Annotated in this window: 21 protein-coding genes; 8 read left to right on the top strand and 13 right to left on the bottom strand. The window is 64.9% G+C overall.

Annotation, left to right across the window (positions count from 1 at the left end; genetic code table 11):
* Positions 1–36 precede the first annotated feature (36 nt).
* Positions 37–960, bottom strand: coding sequence for an enoyl-CoA hydratase (locus BST47_RS19985; RefSeq protein WP_083127385.1), 924 nt, complete (start codon positions 958–960; stop codon positions 37–39).
* Positions 961–1,535: 575 nt separating this feature from the next.
* Here BST47_RS19985 and BST47_RS19975 point away from each other — a divergent pair.
* The 4 genes from BST47_RS19975 to BST47_RS19965 all read left to right on the top strand — a co-directional run bounded on the left by BST47_RS19975 (position 1,536) and on the right by BST47_RS19965 (position 4,033).
* Entirely contained in the window at positions 1,536–1,892 is a 357-nt protein-coding gene (locus BST47_RS19975) for an intersectin-EH binding protein Ibp1 (protein WP_083127383.1), read from the top strand.
* Between the two features lie 100 nt (positions 1,893–1,992).
* On the top strand, positions 1,993–2,355 hold the full coding sequence (locus tag BST47_RS19970; RefSeq protein ID WP_083127382.1) for a hypothetical protein: 363 nt from the start codon (positions 1,993–1,995) through the stop codon (positions 2,353–2,355).
* 52 nt (positions 2,356–2,407) lie between these two features.
* A complete protein-coding gene (locus tag BST47_RS30325; RefSeq protein ID WP_107529025.1) occupies positions 2,408–2,572 on the top strand; it encodes a hypothetical protein in 165 nt (54 codons plus the stop codon).
* A complete protein-coding gene (locus tag BST47_RS19965; protein WP_083127381.1) occupies positions 2,573–4,033 on the top strand; it encodes an alpha,alpha-trehalose-phosphate synthase (UDP-forming) in 1,461 nt (486 codons plus the stop codon).
* Here BST47_RS19965 and BST47_RS19960 read toward each other — a convergent pair.
* The 12 genes from BST47_RS19960 to BST47_RS19905 all read right to left on the bottom strand — a co-directional run bounded on the left by BST47_RS19960 (position 4,020) and on the right by BST47_RS19905 (position 15,892).
* The gene (locus BST47_RS19960) at positions 4,020–4,508 is read right to left on the bottom strand and encodes a mammalian cell entry protein (protein ID WP_107529024.1); all 489 of its coding nucleotides are present in this window, start codon (positions 4,506–4,508) and stop codon (positions 4,020–4,022) included. The two genes, BST47_RS19965 and BST47_RS19960, sit on opposite strands and share 14 nt — an antisense overlap.
* Positions 4,508–5,203 carry an Rv1363c family protein gene (locus BST47_RS19955; RefSeq protein ID WP_083127379.1) on the bottom strand — a complete coding sequence of 232 codons (696 nt, stop codon included), beginning with the start codon at positions 5,201–5,203 and terminating at the stop codon, positions 4,508–4,510. The genes BST47_RS19960 and BST47_RS19955 overlap by 1 nt, the downstream gene beginning before the upstream one ends.
* Positions 5,203–7,020, bottom strand: coding sequence for an MCE family protein (locus tag BST47_RS19950; RefSeq protein WP_083127378.1), 1,818 nt, complete (start codon positions 7,018–7,020; stop codon positions 5,203–5,205). The genes BST47_RS19955 and BST47_RS19950 overlap by 1 nt, the downstream gene beginning before the upstream one ends.
* Positions 7,020–8,216 (bottom strand): MCE family protein, encoded by a 1,197-nt coding sequence (locus BST47_RS19945; RefSeq protein ID WP_083127377.1) that lies wholly within the window; start codon positions 8,214–8,216, stop codon positions 7,020–7,022. Before BST47_RS19945 ends, BST47_RS19950 begins: the two co-directional genes overlap by 1 nt.
* Positions 8,213–9,640: an MCE family protein gene (locus tag BST47_RS19940; protein ID WP_083127376.1), complete on the bottom strand. Its 1,428-nt coding sequence runs from the start codon at positions 9,638–9,640 to the stop codon at positions 8,213–8,215. The genes BST47_RS19945 and BST47_RS19940 overlap by 4 nt, the downstream gene beginning before the upstream one ends.
* Positions 9,637–10,683, bottom strand: a complete 1,047-nt coding sequence (locus tag BST47_RS19935) for an MCE family protein (RefSeq protein ID WP_083127375.1) — start codon at positions 10,681–10,683, stop codon at positions 9,637–9,639. The genes BST47_RS19940 and BST47_RS19935 overlap by 4 nt, the downstream gene beginning before the upstream one ends.
* A complete protein-coding gene (locus BST47_RS19930; RefSeq protein ID WP_083127374.1) occupies positions 10,676–11,704 on the bottom strand; it encodes an MCE family protein in 1,029 nt (342 codons plus the stop codon). The genes BST47_RS19935 and BST47_RS19930 overlap by 8 nt, the downstream gene beginning before the upstream one ends.
* Complete coding sequence (locus tag BST47_RS19925) at positions 11,704–12,894, bottom strand: MCE family protein (RefSeq protein WP_083127373.1); 1,191 nt, start codon at positions 12,892–12,894, stop codon at positions 11,704–11,706. Before BST47_RS19925 ends, BST47_RS19930 begins: the two co-directional genes overlap by 1 nt.
* A gap of 15 nt (positions 12,895–12,909) precedes the next feature.
* Complete coding sequence (locus BST47_RS19920) at positions 12,910–13,752, bottom strand: MlaE family ABC transporter permease (RefSeq protein WP_083127372.1); 843 nt, start codon at positions 13,750–13,752, stop codon at positions 12,910–12,912.
* A complete protein-coding gene (locus BST47_RS19915; RefSeq protein ID WP_083127371.1) occupies positions 13,752–14,513 on the bottom strand; it encodes an MlaE family ABC transporter permease in 762 nt (253 codons plus the stop codon). Before BST47_RS19915 ends, BST47_RS19920 begins: the two co-directional genes overlap by 1 nt.
* 266 nt (positions 14,514–14,779) lie before the next feature.
* Positions 14,780–15,688 (bottom strand): 3-oxoacyl-ACP reductase, encoded by a 909-nt coding sequence (locus BST47_RS19910; RefSeq protein ID WP_083127370.1) that lies wholly within the window; start codon positions 15,686–15,688, stop codon positions 14,780–14,782.
* Positions 15,689–15,700: 12 nt separating this feature from the next.
* Positions 15,701–15,892 (bottom strand): ferredoxin, encoded by a 192-nt coding sequence (locus tag BST47_RS19905; protein ID WP_015309489.1) that lies wholly within the window; start codon positions 15,890–15,892, stop codon positions 15,701–15,703.
* Between the two features lie 159 nt (positions 15,893–16,051).
* On the opposite strand from BST47_RS19905, the gene BST47_RS19900 reads away from it, so the two are divergent.
* From BST47_RS19900 to BST47_RS19885, 4 genes are read left to right on the top strand one after another with little or no spacing between them, the layout of a single operon-like run.
* Positions 16,052–17,233: an acyl-CoA dehydrogenase family protein gene (locus BST47_RS19900; protein ID WP_083127369.1), complete on the top strand. Its 1,182-nt coding sequence runs from the start codon at positions 16,052–16,054 to the stop codon at positions 17,231–17,233.
* A gap of 13 nt (positions 17,234–17,246) precedes the next feature.
* Positions 17,247–18,344, top strand: coding sequence for an acyl-CoA dehydrogenase family protein (locus BST47_RS19895; protein WP_083127368.1), 1,098 nt, complete (start codon positions 17,247–17,249; stop codon positions 18,342–18,344).
* Positions 18,341–19,861: a long-chain-fatty-acid--CoA ligase FadD17 gene (gene fadD17 / locus BST47_RS19890; protein WP_083127367.1), complete on the top strand. Its 1,521-nt coding sequence runs from the start codon at positions 18,341–18,343 to the stop codon at positions 19,859–19,861. The genes BST47_RS19895 and fadD17 overlap by 4 nt, the downstream gene beginning before the upstream one ends.
* Positions 19,862–19,908: 47 nt before the next feature.
* On the top strand, positions 19,909–20,556 hold the full coding sequence (locus tag BST47_RS19885; protein WP_083127366.1) for a trimeric intracellular cation channel family protein: 648 nt from the start codon (positions 19,909–19,911) through the stop codon (positions 20,554–20,556).
* Positions 20,557–20,623 lie beyond the last annotated feature (67 nt).

The raw sequence follows: 20,623 nt of genomic DNA, 5'->3' as shown, positions 1-20,623 counted from the left end.
CTTCGTCCGACAACTAGAACAGGTTCTAGTTATACGTCACGGCTCGTCATAACGCGCAGGCTTGGGCGCGCCCAACGTTCGCCAGTCCGGTACGTCTGGCGGCAGTCCGACCGGGTAGCGGTTCTCGTTAGCGGCAGCCCAGTGGGCGTGCCCGAGTTCGTGGATGTGGAACGCATGCCGCAGCGCCTCGGTGAAGCCCATCGCGTCGGCCGCGGCGTTGACCGAATCCTTGACCAACAGTGCCGCCATCGTGGGTCGCTCGGCGATGCGTCTCGCGAAATCAAGCGTCTTGTCCTCGAGCTCGGAGCGCGGGAAGACCTTCGACACCATGCCCAGCCGGTACGCCTCTTCGGCGTCGATCGAATCACCGGTCAGCAGAAGCTCTTTCGCCTTACGCGCGCCGAATTCCCATGGGTGCGCGTAATACTCCACTCCCGGCATGCCCATCCTGACGGCGACGACGTCGCTGAACTTCGCGTCGTCGGCGGCGACGATCAGGTCGCACGCCCAAATCAGCATCAGGGCAGCCGAGATCGCGTTGCCCTGCACCTGCGCGATGGTGATCTTGCGCAAATCGCGCCAGCGGCGGGTGTTCTCGAAGAAGTAGTGCCACTCCTGCAGATACGTCTTCTCGGCGACGGCGTGCCTCGTGGCTCCGTTGATGGAGAACGTCGGATGCTGGCCGGGGCCGGGCTTGCGCTCCAGCATCGCCTCCTCCGAGCCGAGATCGTGTCCGGCCGAGAAGTTCTTGCCGCGGGCGGCGAGAATCACCACCCGGACCTCGTCATCCGCCTCCGCACGGCCGAAGGCTTCGTCCAGTTGCACGAGCAGAGTTCGCGACTGGGCGTTCTGCGCTTCGGGTCGATTGAGCCAGATACGGGCAATACGCCCCTCGTCCAGAGTCTCGTAGGTGACCTGTTGTCCGGTCGGTTCCGCACGTGTCACATCAGGGCTGGCCACAGCCGACCACCTCGTTCGCGTAGTTGGGCAGATTGCACATTACGGTGCTCGGTCAAGCGGTCGCTCAGCGGTGCCACAGCCATCGTCCAGCGAATTCACAGTCCGATGAGCGCCAACTTCCAGACAATGCACCCACCTCGCTATTCCCTTGTTTACGAGTACACTTGAGCCACCCAGTGCGGGGTGCAGGCAAACTTCGTCGCCGCTCCGTGCCGGCACAGCAAACTAGATGGCGGCGTTGGCGACCCACGATGCGCCGCGGACAGCGGCTTGTCCCTCCGGCAAATCCGAGGATCTGTTCACCACGACGTGCACCCCGGAACTCGTGCCGAACCAGGGGGGATCAAACGCAACTTCGCCGTTTACGACGATTCCGGGTAACCCGGACTTGCCCTCGATCGACGGAATCCCCTGCGTTGGCCACAATTCGGGTCAGTGCATCGGACTCGCCGAAGAGCAGCAGGCCCAGACTCCCCTGGTTCAGCCGCACACCAGCGTGAGCTCCAGCCCCTAACCGGGGCGGGCGCTCCCTCAGAAGATCCACAGAATCACGGCGCGATCACTAGACTCTCGGAATGGCCTCTTCCTCATTCGCGATCCGGCGTCACCTTCTGATCGGCGCCTTCGTCGTCGCGGCGGCAGCCGCGCCCGTCGTCGCCGCGTACTCGATGCCCGAGCCCGGAATACCCGTGGCGCAATGCACGGGTGGTGAGGAACCCGACCAGTTCACGACCACCTGCGTGCCCTTCATGGTGCCCAACGCCGGATCCCCGTACACCACGACCGCGGCCAACCCGGATGTGCCGGAGATCGACGGCATTCCGTGCATCGGGCACAACTCGGGTCAGTGCATCGGTCTGGCCGAGGACCAAGCGCTCATCCCGAATGTCACGCCACGGTCCACCGTCAGCGCGAGCCCTACGGTGACCTAGCCCTGGCTTGTAACCAGCGAACTCACCGAAGCTGTGCAGAAAGGTGGCAGCTTCCATAGAATCTTGCCGACGACACGATCTAACTAGAGAAAGCGTGACGATGGCGACCTTCCAGCTCTCAGCTCGACGACTGATCCTTGCCGGTGGCTTTGCGGTCGCAGTTGCCGCGGCCCCCGCAATCTCTGTACTCGCGGTGCCGGCCACCGACATCGCCCCCATCGCTCAGCCGTGCAACGGCGGTGAGGAGGCCGACCAGTTCACCGGCGTGTGCGTCCCCCACACGGTTCCCAACTCGGGCTCCTCGCCGTACACGACGTTGCCGGGCAACCCCGACATTCCGACGGTCATGGGCATCCCCTGTGCCGGGCACAACTCGGGTCAGTGCATCGGCCTCGCCGAAGAGCAGCAGGCCATGACGGTGACCCCGCCGCCCGCACCCGTCTTCGGCGACGGTCGCAACTAGCCTTCGGAAGCCTCCGAACAGGGGCTATGACACCGTCCCCTAGAGTTGTCGTATGCCTGCGAAATCTGATCCCGCCGAACTCGGCGACGTCGAACCGCTTGCCGACAGCACTGCGCGCCAGGCCAGGCGCGTCGTTGCCGCATATGCGAACGACGCCGACGAGTGCCGGATTTTCCTGTCGATGCTCGGCATTGGACCCTCGAAACTCGAGGCGTAAGTGAGTCGGGGGGGTGACCGGAAGGTCAGCTCCGGAGATTCCGACTTCGTCGTGGTCGCCAACCGGCTGCCCATAGACATGGAACGGCTGCCGGACGGCACCACGACGTGGAAACGGGCCCCGGGCGGCCTCGTGACAGCTCTGGAACCACTTCTGCGCCGCCGTCGGGGTGCCTGGATCGGTTGGCCAGGCGTACCCGACGCCGGTGACGAGCCGATCGAGCAGGACGACATGCTGCTCTGTCCGGTCAGCTTGTCCGCCGACGACATCGCCGAGTACTACGAGGGCTTCTCGAATGCGGCGCTGTGGCCCCTGTATCACGACGTCATCGTCAAGCCGATCTACCACCGCGAGTGGTGGGACCGGTACGTCGACGTCAACCGCCGGTTCGCGGACGCGACAGCGAAAACGGCGGCCAGCGGCGCCACGGTGTGGATCCAGGACTATCAGCTGCAGCTCGTTCCGAAGATGCTGCGGGAGCTGCGACCCGACCTGACCATCGGCTTCTTTCTGCACATCCCGTTCCCACCGGTCGAGCTGTTCATGCAGATGCCTTGGCGTACCGAGATAATCGAGGGGCTGCTCGGCTCTGATCTCGTCGGCTTCCACCTGCCCGGAGGCGCGCAGAACTTCCTGATCCTGGCTCGTCGGCTGGTGGGCGCCAACACCTCGCGCGCCAACATCGGCGTGCGTTCCAGGTTCGGTGAGATCGAAGTCGGCTCGCGCACCGTCAAAGTCGGCGCGTTTCCGATCTCCATCGATTCGACGGCTCTCGATCAGCAGGCGCGGACACGCCCGATCCGTCAGCGGGCCAAGGAGATTCGCCGCGAGCTCGGCAATCCGCGAAAGATTCTGCTCGGCGTGGACCGGCTCGATTACACGAAGGGCATCGACGTCCGGCTCAAGGCGTTCTCGGAGCTGCTCGACGAGGGCCGCGCGAATCGTGAGGACACCGTGTTGGTTCAGCTCGCGACGCCGAGCCGGGAGCGAGTCGAGAGCTACATCGCGATGCGCGAGAGCATCGAACGTCAGGTCGGCCACATCAACGGTGAACACGCCGAGGTCGGACATTCGATCGTGCACTACCTGCACAGGCCGATACCTCGCGACGAGCTGATCGCCTTTTTCGTCGCGGCCGACGTCATGCTCGTGACGCCGCTGCGCGACGGTATGAACCTCGTCGCGAAGGAGTACGTCGCATGCCGAAGCGACCTCGGCGGCGCCCTGGTCCTCAGCGAATTCACCGGCGCCGCAGCCGAATTACGCCAGGCCTACCAGGCGAATCCGCATCACCTCGAAGGGGTCAAGGACGCCATCGAAGCGGCCTTGAGTCAGACACCTGAGGAGGGCAGGCGTCGGATGAGAGCCATGCGTCGCCAGGTGCTCGTACACGACGTCGACCTGTGGGCACAGTCGTTCCTCGAAGCGCTGGCTGCAACCCGCGACGCTAAATCGGAGTGATGTAGTTGATCAGCCACTTGCCGTCGATCTTCTGGTAATCGACGCGCAGTCGCGCACCGTCATAGATCGGCTCCTCGCGGTTCGTCTTGTCCGAAACCGTCCGGTTGATGTAGACCATCACCGCCGCCGAATCCCGCTGCGCGTCCAGCACTCCGACGCCGACCACGTTGGCTTGACTCACCAGTTCTCGAGCCCGGGCCTGCGGAATGATCTCAGCGTTCGCCCTGTCCTCGAACTCCTTGCGGTAGCTAGGTGTGAGCATGCTGGACGCGTCGGTGAGGTTGCGCTCGACGGTCTTGTAGTCATAGGTGAACACGCTCGGAATCTGTTTCTGCGCAAGCGGTCCGAGCTCAGCGCGAGCCGCTTGCTCACCGCGTGTCTCCACCCGCTGCCAGTACAGCCCGCCACCCACCGCGGCGAGACTCACGAACGCGACAGCCACCAGCGCGACGATTCCGCGCACCATCCAGCGCATCAGTTACCGCCGTTGGGGTAGTTGAGGTCGTAGGCCGTCATCCGCCCGTCGTCGTCCTCGTGCACGATGATGCGCAGCCGGTACGGCTGCGACGGCCTGTTGTTCCCGTTCATGTCACTGGCGGTGACCCTCGCCGAGACCAACACCGTTGCGTTGTTGCTGACATCGTCGAAGCTCTCCAGCGCGGCGCCGTTGATCACCGTCTCGGAACTGCCGCCGGTCTGCCGGAAGATCGCCTTGAGATTCTCGACATTGTTGTTCTGGCTGAACATGTCGCGCAGCGGGCCGCTGGTGCTGTTGTAGAACTGGTCGACGCTGTCGTCGATGCTGTCCGGCTTGAAGCTGAACATGTTCACCACGACCTGCGTCGCGGTGTCGACAAACCGCTGGTCGCGCGCCTGCACTTCTTCGGCGTTGTTCTCCTGGACGATCAGCACGGCCACCGCGGCGCCCACAATGGCGGTCGCCACAAGCCCACAGGCCAGCGCCACGATCGTGACGAGTCGGCTGGGCGCCGACCGGCGCGACGGCGGGACCACGGGCTTGACGACCTTGCGAGCGGTCGTCGCGCTGACCGCTTCAGCCGTCGGAACGCTTACTGCGGTGACCTCGGGGGCCTTGCCGGCGGTCGGACCGGCCGGCCTGGAAGCGCGCCGGCGCACGGGCTTCCCCGGTGGTGTCGGGGTGGACGTCATTACACCTGCTTCGGATACAGCATCAGATCAAGCCAGTTCTCAGTTGGCCGCAGATCAGCGGCACCGGGCGCGTACACCCCCGTACCGCCGGCCGGGTCAACGAAGACTCCTGTGTGCTGATCGTACGTCCCGTAGGCAGCCCCACCGGCCGCAGGTGGCGTTCCCGCAGGTGACGGCGCTGCGTCTGACAATCCCGCGAGCGGCGCAGCCGCAGGTGGCAGTCCCGAAGGAGGTGGCGCGGGCGCCGGCGGTGGCGGTGGCCCATAGGGCCCGGCGAAGATGTCCGGCGGATTGGTCGGATTGGTCGTCCAGCCCGGCGGGATCGCCGGCGGCGGCCAGGCATTCGGATACGGCGCCGGCGGAATCCACGCCGTGTACGGCGGCGGCGGCGGTCCCGAATTCGGCGGTGGAATGTACGGCCACGGCTGATGCGGCGCCGGTCCGGGGCCCCTTGGCGCGTCAGGCGGCAGCAGGCCGGGCGCGACGGGATATCCCGGATCAGGATCAGCTTCCGGCGGGATATACGGGAACTTGTTGGGCGGCAGGATGTTTCGCCCATCCTCGGGCGTGTCATCCTCCATGATGTCCGACGGCGTGCCGATCGGCACCGGCGGACCGCGCCATGGGTTGTTGCCCAGCGGCACATAGCCGGCCGGGTCGCGGCACAACTGGATCGTCGGGGCCCGCTTGCCGGGGAACTCCTGGCACGGGTAGTTCCTCGCGCCACGCACCACGCTCGGATCGTTCTGCGGGACCTTGCAGTACAGGTCCGTGGGCAGATCGCGAATGGTCGTGTCACCGGGTGTGCGGATCTCCGCCCCTGGCAGGAATCCGGTGATGCACGGCGGCGGGTCGTTGATCGAGATCTTGAAGTCCTGCTTGCCGCCCTCGCTCACGGGAAGCTGACCGCCGATCGTCAGCAGAGACGCCTGTAGGGCCGGAAACACGACCAGCGCCTGTTCGATCGACTTGTGATAAATGACGCCGACGCGGCCGAAGTTGGCCAGGTTGGCGGCGAGCACCGGGAACGACGGGCGGATGCCCGAGAACGTCTCGCTGGCCTCGGCGGCGGCTCCCGGCGCGGTGGCGAGCAGGTCACGCACCTGAGGGTCGGCGTTTGCCACTTCAGTGGTCAGGCGCGCAAGGCCTTCGGAGGACGACCGGATGTCGTCGCCACTTCGGATCTGCGCGTCCAGGAACGGTCCCGCCTGGTCGATCAGCGTCGAGGTCTGCGGCCAGCTCGCGTTGGCCTCGTCAATCAGCGTCCGCGCCGAGGAGAGCAGTCGCGCGAGCTCGGGCCCTGAGCCGTTGAACGCCGCGAACGTCTCACGCAGCAGATCCTGGAGGCGGGTGTTGTCAAGGCTGGCCACCAGGCTCTCGGCCTCTTGCAACAGCTCGGCGACGTCCTGCGGGATCGCCGTCCGATCCTTGGGGATGGTTGCGCCGTTGCGTAGCAGCGCCTGCGAGGGATCCGCGGGCGGGACGAAATCCACGTACTGTTCGCCGACCGCCGACACGCTCTTGACGGTGGCGGTGGAGTTCTCCGGGATCTTGATGGTGCTGTTGATCCGCATGCGCGCCGCGACACCGTCATTGGTCAGCCTGACGGACTCGACCCGGCCTGCCTGCACACCGCGGAAGGTGACGTTGGCGTTCTCGTACAGTCCGCCACCGGCCACGAAATTCGCGGTGACCTCGTACGTGCCGATGCCAAGTCGGGCGGGCACGCGCACATACAGCATAGCGATCGCACCGACGGCCAGCACCGTGACAACGGCGAAGACCCACAACTGAATTCGTGTAGTTCGGCTGTACATTACTCTGCTGGCACCTCCTGGCCCGACGCGGTGCCTGCCGGGATACTGAACGGGTCAGCGGCCTGTCCTGACAAGTTGGCCATTTCTCCGGTGAGGAATTCCGGCGGGCTCACCACTTCGGCGAGGCGCTTCATGTTCGGGTCGAAGAACGACGTCGTGAAGATGGTCTCGCCGAGCCGCCGAATCGTCAGATCGAAGGTCGAGAAGACGTTGAAGTAGTCGCCTCTGGCCACCTTGGGCAGGTTCTTGCCGGGGAACGGAAACGTCGCCAGGCTGTCGAGGCTGTACACGAGATCCGCACGAGTGTCGTTGATCGGCTTGATCACCGAGTACAGGGCGATCATGTCCTGCGTGAAGTCTTCCGAGGTTTCGGACAGGATGCGCGACGCCACCGTGCCAAGCCGCTGCAGCCCCGCGAACGCATCGACGATATGGCCACGGTTCTCGTTCAGCACCCGCAGTGCTCCCGGCAACGTGTCCAGCGCCCGGCCCAGATCATCCTTGCTGCGCGCGAGGACACCGGCGAATCGGTTCAGGCCCTCGGCTGTCGCGATGATGTCGTCGGTCTGGCGATTCAACGACGAGGCCAGTTCGGCAAGCCGCGGGATCAGACCGGCGAACTGCCCTTCACGGCCGGCCACCGCATTGTAGATCTCCTGCGTGATGTCTTGCAGCGCACCGAGATTGCCCTTGTTGACGACCGTACCCAACGCGGACAGCACTTCCTCCGTCGTCGGAGCGCGGCTGCCGTCACTCAGCGGAATCTGAGCGCCGTCACGCAGTTGGCCAACGGGCTCCTGATCAATCGGCGGGGCCAGCGCGATGTGCTGCGAACCCAACAGTGAGGTCTGCCCGACGCGCACCGTCGAGTTCTCCGGCAGCTTGACGTTTTCGTCCAGCGACAGTTTCACCGCCGCGTAGAAGCTGCCATCGGGACGCTGAACGGCCTCGATTCCCGAAACGCTGCCGACCGTGACGTCGTCAACCAGCACCGGCGAGTTCTGCGGCAGCGTCGCCACGTCGGACACTTCCACCGTGATGGAGAAGGAGCCCTTGCCGTGCCCGGCGGTGCCGGGCATGTCGAGCGAGTTCAGCCCGCCGAATTGGCAGCCGGCGAGTAGCACTGCGCCGGAGCCGATGGCCAGCGTCCGGGTGGCCGCGCGACCCGCTTTGAGGCGCACCGGCTTGCGTGTCACTGTCCACCTCCATGCGGGACGCCGCCGGCCTCGGCGGGAAGCGGACCGGGCGGAATCGGCGCGGGCGGCGCACCCGGAACCGGACCGGGCGCGGGCGCCGGACCAGGCGGGAGTATCACCGGACCGAGCGTGTACGGCTGCGCTGGCGGCGGCGGTCCCGGCACCGCGGGCTGCGGAAGCAGCAACGCGCTGGGATCTCCTGGATCACCCTGCCGCGGCGGGAACCGCCCGTCGGCCGGAATCCACTCCAGGTACGGGATGTACGTCTTGGCCTTGGCCTCGGTGGCCGGGGTGTCGTAGATGACCTGACCCTTATAGGCGGTGATCGTGTTGATCCCGTGCTCCATGAACGGTGGGAAGTTCATCGCGAGACGCTTCAACACCGGGGCCATTCGTTGGCGGCAGATCTCGGACCGCTTGTCGTAGTCGGGGATGCCGGCGCCGTCGAAGTTGCCGCAGATGAACTGCACCGGGTTCTGGAACTCCGGCAGGCCGAGCAGACCATTGGCGGTGCCCTGCGCCGGGTTGTAGATGTTGTAGAAGTTCACCATCGCATTCGGCAGGACATGCAGGATCTGCTCGACGTCGTCGGTCTGGTTCGTGAGGATGCTGGTGAAGTCGGTCAGCCTGTTGATGCTGTTGACCAGCGTCTCGTTGTTCTCGTCGAGGAAGCCGCGGACGTCCGAAAGGGCCTGGTTGAGGCTGCCCACCGTGCTGTCGAGACCCACCGTGCTGTCCGCCAGCACCTGAGACACCGACGCCAAATGTCCACTGAATTGGACGATCTGTTCGTTGCTCTTCGAAAGCGCGTCGACCAGGATCTGCAGATTCTTCACCGTGCCGAACAGGTCGGTGCTCGAGTCACCCAACCGTCCCGCGGTCTGCGACAGTTCGCGCAGCGCGTTGCGGAACGAATCGCCGTTGCCGTCGAAGGTATCGGCGGCCTGGTTGACGAACTCGCTCAACGGCCCCTGAACCTGGCCCGCGGACGGCCCGAGCTGCTGGCTCAGCCGCGTCAGCTCGGTCTTGACGTCGTCCCACTCCACCGGCACGGCGGTGCGGTTCAACTCGATGGTGGCACCGTCCTGCATCGCCGCGCCGTCCTTGTAGACCGGCGTGAGCTGAACGAACCGGGCGGCAACGATATTCGGCGACATGATCACTGCACGGGCATCGGCGGGGATCTTGACGTCGTTGTTGACCCGCATGGTGATCTTGACGGCATCGGCCTGGGGCGTGATCGATTCGATCATGCCGACCGGAACGCCGACCACGCGTACTTCGTCACCCGGGTACACGCCGGCGGCCGAGGCGAAATAGCCGACCACCTTGTATGTGGTGACGCGTGGCCAGACCACGTAGAGGCCACCGATCAACGCCACCACTAGGGCGCCGATGACTCCGAAACGTATGAGCCGGCTCATGGCGACTTCGGCTTGATGATCAGGCGCTCCTGGATGAACCCGCGCAGGAGGTCGGAAAGGCTGTCGGGGATCTTGCCCGGCTGGAAGTAGAGATCCAAGAGCAGGGCCTCTTGTGTGGTGTTCGGAATCGCGTTGGGCAGGTTGACCATGAAGCCCGAGCCCGAGCCCACCGACTCGCCGAGCGCGGTGGCGTAGGGCGGCAGGCGCTTCAGCGCCTCGCTGATGTGATCACGGCGTTCGAGCAGGTTGTCCAACACCAGATTCAGTTTCCTCAGGGCCGGTCCGAACTCGCGACGGTTGTCGTTCACAAAACCGGAAAGCTGCTCGGACACATCGTCGATGCCCGCGATCAAAGTGCTCAGCGCTGCGCGTCGCTCATCGAGCGCGGCGAACAACTGGTTGCCGTCGGTGACGAGCTGGTTCACCTGACCGGCCCGGTCGGCGAGAGTCTGGGTCACCGACTTGGCGCGCGTCAGCAACTGGCCCAACGCTTCATCGTTGGCGTTGATGCTGCGCGACAAGGTCGCCACACCATCGAGTGTGCGGCGCAGCTCGGGCGTTGCATCGCGGAACGAATCGGTCAGCACCCCCAACGCCTGGGTCAGCTGCTCCTGGTCGACGGCGGCCGCGTTCTGACCGAGGTCCTGCAGGGCCTGGTTCAAGGTGTACGGAACTGTCGTGCGGGCCACCGGAATCGAGGTCACCGACCCGCCGCCCGCCGGAGTGATACCGAGCGATCTCTCGCCCAGAACCGTGTCGGTGCGGATCGATACGAGGGTCTGGTCACCCAGCCTGATCTTGCGATCGACGGTGAAGGTCACCTTTGCGAACTCGCCCGCGAGGGCGACGTCGCTCACCTTGCCGACCGTGATGCCGGAGATGTTGGCGTCGTTACCCGGCGAGATGCCGCCGGCGTCGGCGAAGTATGCCTCGTAGGACTTGCCCTGCGGAAAGAATGGCAGGCTGCTGTAGCCGAACGCGACGACGACGACCATCGCCAGCACCGCGATTCCGAAGATGCCCGCCCGCAGCGTCTTATCCATTGGCTGAACACCTGCCCTTCGAGAGGTCCGGCACGCCGCCGATCGGGAGGAGGATGTCGCTCCCTGCCGGCCCGTTGAATTTCAGCGTGGTCGCGCAGATGTAGTAGTTGAAGTACGACCCGTACGCACCGAGGGAATTGAGTCGCAGATAGTTTTCTGCAAGCGGTTCGATGACAGCGTTGACCTCGGCCTTACGGTTGTCGAACTCGGTGGCCAGCGGTCGAAGGTTCTCGAGGACGCCCTGCACGGGCCGCCTCGAATTCGCCAGCATGTCCGTCAGATTCGACTCGGCTGAGGCCAGCGGCGGAATCGCACCGGCGATGGGGTCCCGGCCCTCCGCGAGCCCCGTGACGAGCTTCTGCAGCTCGTCCACGCTGGCATTGAATTCGGCGCTTTTCGAGTCGATGGTCCCCAGCACCTGGTTGAGGTTCTGGATCACCTCCGAGATCACTTGGTAGCGATCACCAAGCGTCTGGCTGAACGTTCCTGTCTCCGACAGCAGTTGAGACAGCGCACCGCCCTGGCCCTGCAGTAGCTCGAGGATCGCATTGCTGATCTGATTGACCTGCTCGCCGTCGAGGCCCTTGACCACCGGTCGCAGACCGCCGAGCAGTGCATCCAGGTCAAGGGCCGGCTGTGTGTTCTCTTTCGAGATGGTGCCGCCCCTGGGTAGCTTCTTCAGTTCACCCGGGCCCGAGGTGATCTCCATGAAGCGATCGCCGACCAGGTTTTCATACCGAATCACGGCTCGCGTCGACGTATACAGCTGATACTTCTTGTCGAGCGTGAACGCCACGTCGACGGTGTTGTCGGGGTTCAGCTTCACGGCTTCGACCGTGCCGACCGGAACGCCTGCGATCCTTACGTCGTTACCGCCCTCGAGCCGCGAGGCGTCCTTGAATGTGGCGTGGTAGCTGGTGGTCGACGCGAACCGGAACTCGCCGAAGATCACTATCAACCCGGCGGAGACCAATAACATCGCCACCACGAAGATGCCGACCTTCGTCAGGATTGCCTTCATCAGAAGTCGTCCCGTTCTGCGAAAGCGCCATTGAAGAGGAACTGGAAAGTGCTCGGGGCGTCGACCTGTACCTCGGTGAACGGCTCATACGGAATGAGCGCGTTGTCGGTGACCAGGAACGGTGACCGGAAGTACGAGCCGCCGAACTGCATGTTCGGCAGGTTCGGCAAGCCACGGCAGTTCGGACCACCCGTCGCGTTCACGATGGGCAGGCTCTCCGGATACGTGTATGTCGGCACACCCAACACGAAGCTGGAACTGACCATGGCGCCGGGCTTGTATCCGCCCAGGATGTCTGCGCCCCGCTGGCGGCCTTTCGCGACACCCTGGATGATGCAACCGAGTACGGGCGAATAGTCGCGGAGCACCTTCAACGGCGCCCGCAGTCGCTGGATCGCCGCGATGTAGTCGTCGGCGCCGGGCTCGAGTGTGTCGGCGCCCTCGTTCGCCAGGCCGATGGTCGCGAGCAACGTGGCGTTCAGGTTCTCCTGCTGGTCGACGACCGTCTGACTGATGGTCGGCACGTTCTTGATGACGGTCACCAAGTCGGGGCCGGCATCGCCGTAGATGTTGGCCACCGTGTTGGTCTGCGCGAGAATCGCCTCGACCTGCGGCAGCTTCGGATTCAGTTGTGTGAGGTACTGATTCAGCCCGGCCGTGCTGACGCCGACGTCCTCACCATGACCACGCAGGCCCTCCGCGAGCGCCGACATGGTCGCGTTCAGATGGATGGGATTGACCTTGTTCAAGACGTCGATCAGTGTCTGGAACAGCGTGTTGGCTTCCAGCTGGACATTGTCGGCCTTGACAGCAGCGCCAGCGGCCATCGGCTTACCTGACGGCTGTTCCGGCGCAAGGAATTCCACCGACTTTGCGCCGAACACCGTCGTGCTGGCGATCCGCACCGGCGCGTTCGACGGCACGTAGCGCAGCTCGCCCTTGTTGATGGCTAGCGTCAGCTTCGCATCCTCACCGGTATACGAGATGTCTTCGACCTTGCCGATCTGGATACCGCGGTACTTGACCTTCGCGTCGCGGTCCATCACCAGACCGGCCCGCTTCGAGGTGACCGTCACGGTTTCGGTCGGTGTGAACGCGGCGGAGTAGGACAGGTAGGTGAACACCGAGAACGCCACGATGATCGCCGCCAGCACTACGGCGGCGATCCTGATCGCGACTGTCCTCGACATGGTTTCTCTTTCCCCTTACCCCGAGAGGTTGAAGTTTCCGGTGGCACCGTACACGGCCAGGGAGATGAACAAAGTGATGATGACGACGACGATCAGCGAGGTCCGGACCGCCTTACCCACCGCGACACCGACGCCGACCGGTCCGCCGGATGCGTTGTAGCCGTAGTAGGTATGGACCAACATCACCGCGACCGCCATCACGATCGCCTGAGCGAAAGACCACAGCAGATCGGTCGGGATCAGGAACGTGTTGAAGTAATGGTCGTACAGCCCGCCGGACTGTCCGTTGACGAAGACGGTGATGGTGCGGGCCGAGAAGAACGCGGCCAGGACAGCGAGCGAGTACAGCGGAATGATCGCGATGAGCCCGGCGACGATGCGGGTGGACACCAGGTAGGACATCGAGTGCACGGCCATCGATTCGACGGCGTCGATCTCCTCGGAGATGCGCATGGCCCCCAGTTGGGCCGTGGTGCCCGCACCGATAGTGGCCGCGAGCGCGATGCCGGCGATGATCGGCGCCACGATGCGCACGTTGAGGTACGCCGAGAGGAAGCCGGTGAGCGCCTCGATGCCGATGTTGCCCAGCGATTCGTAGCCCTGTACGGCGATGACACCGCCGGAGGCCAGGGTGAGGAACGCCGCGACGCCGACCGTGCCGCCGATGAGGACCAGCGCGCCGGTGCCGAGCGTCATCTCCGCGATCAGCCGGGTCGTTTCCTTGCCGTAGCGCCGCACCGCGTTCGGCATGTACCGGACCGACTCGGCGTAGAACAACGCCTGCTCGCCGAACGTGTCGACGGCCCTGGGAAACCATCCGAGCGCCCGCCGCATCCTCACCGTCACGTCGTAGCTCATCAGCCGAGCACCCGGACGCCGATTGCGGTCATCAGCACGTTGATGACGAACAGACAGATGAAGGCATAGATGACTGTCTCGTTGACAGCCTCTCCGACGCCCTTGGGTCCACCCTTGACGGTCAGCCCGCGGTAGCAGCCGACAAGGCCTGCCATCACACCGAACAACAGGGCCTTGACTTCGGAGATCACCAACTCGCCCAAGCCGGTCAGGATCGTCAGACCGTTGATGAACGCACCGGGGTTCACCCCCTGCAGCAGCACGGAGAACACGTAACCGCCGGTGAGACCGATCGCGATCACCAAACCGTTGAGCAGCAGAGCGACGGTGGTCGAGGCCAGCACACGCGGAACCACAAGGCGCTGAATGGGATCGATGCCGAGCACCCGCATCGCATCGATTTCTTCACGGATGGTGCGGGCACCCAGGTCGGCGCAGATTGCGGTCGCGCCTGCGCCGGCGATGACAAGCACGGTCGAGATCGGACCGAGCTGCGTCACCGTGCCGAACGCGGTACCGGAGCCGGACAGATCCGCGGCTCCGATTTCTCGCAAAAGAATATTGAGGGTGAAGGCGACCAGCACCGTGAACGGAATCGAGATCAGCAGCGTCGGGATGAGCGCAACCCGCGCGATCATCCACGTTTGGTCGAGGTACTCGCGGAACTGAAAGGGGCGTCGAAATATCTTGACGAAGGTGTCCATCGACATTTCGAAGAAACCGCCCACGGCCCGAGTCGGTGCCGCGAGCTGTTCGATCAACCTCGGGCTCCGTTTCTCTGCGGTGGCGGGCGGAGAGCTCGCGTGGCGAAGACTTCGGATAACGTCGCCGACGCTTGCTTTACACCCGTGGTTTAAGCACTGCTCTTAGTGAGCCGGATCATACTAACTAGAACAAGTTCACAGTGTCAAAGAACCGGAAAAAAGGTCCAAATTGTTATATCCGCGCTGGTCAAAGCCGGTGTGACACACGCCATGTTAGAACGTGTTCTAGTCTCCCAAGTCGGGACCGGTCAAGATTATCGAGCTTATGAATTCATAATGTCGGTCGCTGCGAAATTCGCATCCGAGCCGCGTTCAGCAAAGTAGTCGCGCAAAGTAATTGACAGGTCCGTAGGTTTCCAGGCGTCACCCAGCGCGCTGAACTGAGCTTCGACCGTTGGCGCCGCAACAAGCGTCACAGTAGGACCGTAAACGATGAAGAGCTGTCCGTTGACGCCTTCCGCGGCGGGCGAAGCCAGAAATTGCACCAACGTGACGACATGCTCGGGCGACAGCGAGTCGATCTGCCCCTCGGTCAGCTCCGGCGCCTCGCCGAACACGTCGGCGGTCATCGCGGTGCGGGCGCGGGGCGCGATCGCGTTGGCCCGCACGCCGTAGCGCTCCAGGGCCCGTGCCATCGTCAGCGTCAGCGCGGTGATGCCCGCCTTCGCGGCGCCGTAGTTCGCCTGCCCGACCGGCCCGACCAGGCCGGCCTCGGACGACGTATTGATGACGCGGCCGTAGACGCGGCCGTCGTTCGCCTTCGCCTTACTGCGCCAATACGTCGCTGCATTGCGAGTCAGCAGGAAGTGACCGCGCAGATGGACGGCGATGACCGCATCCCAGTCTTCATCGGTCATGTTGAACAGCATGCGGTCGCGCGTGATGCCGGCATTGTTGACGACGATGCTCAGACCGCCGAGGCCGTCGGCGGTGGACACCAGCTCGTCGGCCGTCGACCGCTCGCTGATGTCACCGGCAACCGCGACCGCCTTGGAACCCGCGGCGACGATCTCGTCGATCACGTCGGAGCGGTCCAACGCTCCTGCGATGTCGTTGACCACGACGGTGGCGCCGGCTCGCGCCAGACCGATGGCCTCGGCGCGGCCCAGCCCAGCGGCCGCGCCGGTCACCACGGCAACGAGGCCGGAAAGATCAGTCGCATCTGCAGTCATTTATGAATACCTCTAGTCTCTGCGGATCAGGGCTGCTCGCGGGCACTCGGCGATCGACTGCTCCGCCAGGTCCTCCTGGTCGGCGGGCACTGGATCGGCCTTGACGACCGCATAATCCTCGTCGTCGAGATCGAACAGGTCGGGGGCAATTCCAACGCATACGGCGTTGCCCTCGCAACGGTCACGGTCCACTTCCACTCGCATGACGCACTCCTTGCGCTCGGGGCTGCTTCGAGCAACCAGTGTGGCACCGGCCTGGACCCCAAGACTAGAACGTGTTACAACCGGGAGTGAAGTCGGGCTGGACTTCGGTTCAAGCCTGGTGCACTTATACCGGTGCTCTACAGAAGTTAGGACAAGGCGATGCGGATCGGCTACACCCCAGAGCAGGAGGAGTTGCGTCGCGAGCTACGGGCGTACTTCACCAAGCTGATGACCCCCGAGCGCGCCGAAGCGCTGGCCTCCAGCGACGGAGAGATGGGGCGGGGCAACGTCTACCGCGAAACGGTCGCCCAAATGGGCAAGGACGGGTGGCTGACGCTTTCGTGGCCCAAGGAGTACGGCGGCCAGGCGCGTCCGCCGATGGACGGGCTGATCTTCAACGACGAGGCCGCTATCGCGAACGTCCCGGTGCCATTCCTGACCATCAACAGCGTCGCGCCGACGATCATGCACTTCGGCAGCGACGAGCAGAAGAAGTTCTTCCTGCCCAAGATCGCAGCCGGAGAGCTGCACTTCGCGATCGGATACTCCGAGCCGGGCGCCGGTACCGACCTGGCCGCGCTGCGGACCACGGCGGTACGCGACGGTGACGACTACGTCATCAACGGTCAGAAGATGTGGACCAGCCTGATCGCCTATGCCGACTACGTGTGGCTCGCGGTGCGCACCAACCCTGACGCCAAGAAGCACCGCGGCATCTCGATGCTCATCGTGCCGACGACGGCCGAGGGCTTCTCGTGGACTCCGGTGCACACCATGGCCGGCGTCGACACCAGCGCCACCTACTACCAGGACGTGCGGGTGCCGGTGTCCAGCCTCGTCGGCGAGGAGAACGCGGGGTGGAAGCTGGTCACCAATCAGCTCAATCACGAGCGCGTCGCACTGGTTTCCGCGCAGCCGATCTTCTCGGCGCTCGACGGTGTCCGCGAATGGGCACAGAACACCAAGGACGCCCATGGCAGGCGCGTGATCGACTCCGAATGGGTTCAGCTGAACCTGGCTCGGGTGCACGCCAAGGCCGAAGTACTCAAGCTCATCAACTGGGAGCTCGCGTCCTCCACGGATGCCGCCCCGTCTCCGGCTGACGCGTCGGCGGCGAAGGTGTACGGCACCGAATTGGCCACCGAGGCCTACCGACTGCTGATGGAGGTGCTCGGCACCGCCGCGACACTGCGCACGAACACCCCCGGAGCCCTGCTGCGGGGCCGCATCGAACGCATGCACCGCTCGTGCCTGATCCTCACCTTCGGTGGCGGCACCAACGAGATCCAGCGCGACATCATCGGCATGGTCGCGCTCGGCCTGCCCAGGGTCAACCGGTAAGGACTGAGACGACATGGACTTCAAGACAACTGAGGCATCCGAGGATCTCGGAGGTCTGGCGCGCGCCATCACCGAGTCCGTCAGCACGCCGGAACGCCAACGCGAACTCGACGGTCTCGAAGAACGCTTCGACAAGACGCTGTGGAGCAAGCTGATCGAGGCCGACATCTTGTCCACCGCTGCGCCGGAATCCCTGGGCGGTGGCGGGTTCGGTGTGCTGGAGCAGGTCGCGGTGCTGGTCGCACTGGGTAGGCAGATGGCCGCTGTGCCTTATCTGGAATCGGCAGTGCTGGCCGCGGGCGCGCTGGCGACGTTCGGGTCCGAAGCGCTGCAGCAGGAGTGGGCGGCGCCCGCCGTCAACGGGCAGAAGATCCTGTCCGTCGCGCTTGACGGTGAGATGGGCGAAGGCCCGGTCCAGGCGAGTGCGAACGGCGACGGATTCCGGTTGACCGGCAGCCGCACCCAGGTCAGCTACGGCCCGGTCGCCGACGCGTTCATCGTGCCCGCCGAAACCGATTCCGGCACCAAGGTCTTCGTGGTCGCCGCCTCCGATTCCGGTGTCACGGTTGAGTCGCTGAGCACCACCGGACACGGCAGCGTCGGCCATCTGGAACTTCGCGGTGTCGAGTTGAGCGCCGACCGCGTCGTCGGCGGCGACGAGGTCCTCGCCTGGCTGACCACGCATGGCACGTTGGGCCGCAGCGCATTCCAGCTCGGAGTGGTCGAGCGCGCACTCGAGCTCACGGCCGAATACGCCCGCGAGCGTGAGCAGTTCGAGCGGCCGATCGGCAGCTTCCAGGCCGTCTCGTCACGGCTGGCCGATGGCTACATCGACGTCAAGGCGCTGCGCCTGACGGTGACGCAGGCGGCATGGCGGCTGTCCGAGGACCTGCCCGCCGAGGTCGAGGTGAATACGGCGGCGTTCTGGGCGGCCGAGGCGGGGCATCGCGTCGCCCACACCACGGTGCACGTGCACGGCGGCGTCGGGATCGACACCGATCACCCGGTGCACAGGTACTTCCTGGCGGCCAAGCAGACCGAGTTCGCGGTCGGCGGGGCCACCGGGCAGCTGCTGCGCATCGGTCGCGAACTGGCCGACACCCCGGTTTGAATCCGGCGACGGGAAGCGAGCTTCCCACCGTAACCTCGCTGATCGCACCGCTGGTCGACGTCGACGACCGCGGGGTCTACTTCGAGGACACGTTCACCTCGTGGCGTGCGCACATTGCCAACGGTGCTGCGGTGGCGGCTGCGCTGCGTGCGCGCATGGATCCTGAGCGGCCGCCGCATGTCGGTGTGCTGCTGCAGAACACCCCGTTCTTCTCCTCGGTTCTGGTGGCGGCGGGGTTGACCGGGATCGTGCCGGTGGGGTTGAACCCGGTGCGCCGTGGTGCGGCGCTGCAGCGCGACGTCACGCACGCGGATTGCCAGGTGGTGCTTGCGGATTCGGCATCGGCGGCGGTCGTCGGCGATATCGAGCACATCGACGTCGACTCACCGCAGTGGGCAGCCGAGGTAGCGCGCTACGCCGACGAGCCCGTCGTCGCCTATGACGCCGATCCGGGTGATCTGTTCATGCTGATCTATACGTCGGGCACCAGCGGGGACCCCAAGGCGGTCAAGTGCAGCCAGGGCAAGGTCGCCATCGCGGGTCAGATGATGACGCAACGATTCGAGCTCGGCCCCCGTGACGTGTGCTACGTGTCGATGCCGTTGTTCCACTCGAACGCGGTGCTGGTCGGCTGGTCGGTAGGCCTGGCTTCGCAGAGCTCACTTGCGTTGCGGCGCAAGTTCTCCGCGTCGCAGTTCTTGCCGGATGTCCGCCGGTTCGGCGCCACGTACGCCAACTACGTGGGCAAGCCGCTGTCGTACGTGCTCGCCACTCCCGAACAACCCGACGATGCCGACAATCCGCTGCGCGCGGTGTACGGCAACGAGGGCGCACCCGCCGACGTCGACAGGTTCGCCGAGCGGTTCAACACCCTGGTGATGGACGGGTTCGGTTCGACCGAGGGCGGCATCGCGATCGGCCGCACACCGGATACCCCGCCGGGGGCGCTCGGCCCGCTGCCCGAAGGCACCGAAATTCTCGACGTCGAGACCGGGGAGCCCTGCCCGCCCGGCGTCACGGGCGAGTTGGTGAATACCTCCAACGCCGGGCGTTTCGAGGGTTACTACAACGATCCGGGCGCCGACGCCGAGCGGATGCGCGGCGGGGCGTACCACAGCGGCGATCTGGCCTACCGCGACGAGAACGGCTACGCGTACTTCGCCGGACGGCTCGGCGACTGGATGCGCGTCGACGGTGAGAACCTCGGCTCAGCGCCGATCGAGCGGGTGCTGCTGCGCCATCCCGACGTCGTCGAAGTGGCGGTGTACGGGATCCCCGCGCCTGATGTCGGAGACCAGGTCATGGCGGCCGTGGTGTTGGTCGAGGGCGCGTCCTTCGATCCGGAGCAGTTCCGCGGATTCCTCGCCGATCAATCCGACCTCGGACCCAAGCAATGGCCGTCGTATGTGCGGGTCGGCACCGACCTACCTCGCACCGAGACGTTCAAGGTGATCAAACGCCGGCTGCAGGCCGAAGGGACTGACTGCGACGATCCGGTGTATCCCGTTCCGCGCTGAGAATTGATGTCGCGACGACGGTAGCCCGCACGCGGTATACCTCTGTCATGTTGGCTGACTCACCGCTGTGGCTGATCCTCGATCTCGTCGGCACCTTCGCGTTCGCGCTCAACGGCGCGCTGACCGCGGTCCGCGCCGAGCGGCTGGACATTGTCGGCGTCGTCACGCTCGGTATGTTCACCGGCCTTGGCGGTGGCACCATCCGCGATATCCTGCTCAATGCCTTGCCACCGGCTACGTTCGTCGACTGGCGCTACCTCGCACTGGCGGCGGCAGGTGGCTTGATCGCCTTTGCGCTGAGCCGGGTACTTCACCGACTGGCCGCCGTGATCAACGTTCTCGACGCCATCGGATTGAGCGTCTTCGCCGTGCTGGGCGCCTACAAGGCACTCGACATGGGATTCGGTGTGGTGCAGGCGATCATTGTCGGCGCGATCACAGCCGTGGGGGGTGGCACGATTCGCGACGTGCTGATCGGTCGAATTCCCGTTGTCCTACGTAGCGAGCTCTACGCCATCCCCGCCCTCATCGGTGCAAGCTGCGCGGTCGCGGCCAACAGCCTCGGCTACCACGGAACGTTTGCCGCACTCGGTGCGGCATTCGTCTGCTTCGCTATCCGCGTGGTGGGCATCCGATTCGACCTGCACGCACCGCAGCCGCCGGGCTGGCGCCACGAACAGAATGGTTCGCGCTAGCGACTGTGTTGTCAGTTCTTCGGGTAAGTCCACCGCTGTGGGCGCGGGCTTGCTCCCCCGTCGGATT

This window comes from Mycolicibacterium tusciae (assembly GCF_002086795.1).
GTDB classification, from domain to species: domain Bacteria; phylum Actinomycetota; class Actinomycetes; order Mycobacteriales; family Mycobacteriaceae; genus Mycobacterium; species Mycobacterium tusciae.
Note: the sequence above shows the minus strand (reverse complement) of the source record. Positions and strands in the feature narration are given on the sequence as shown.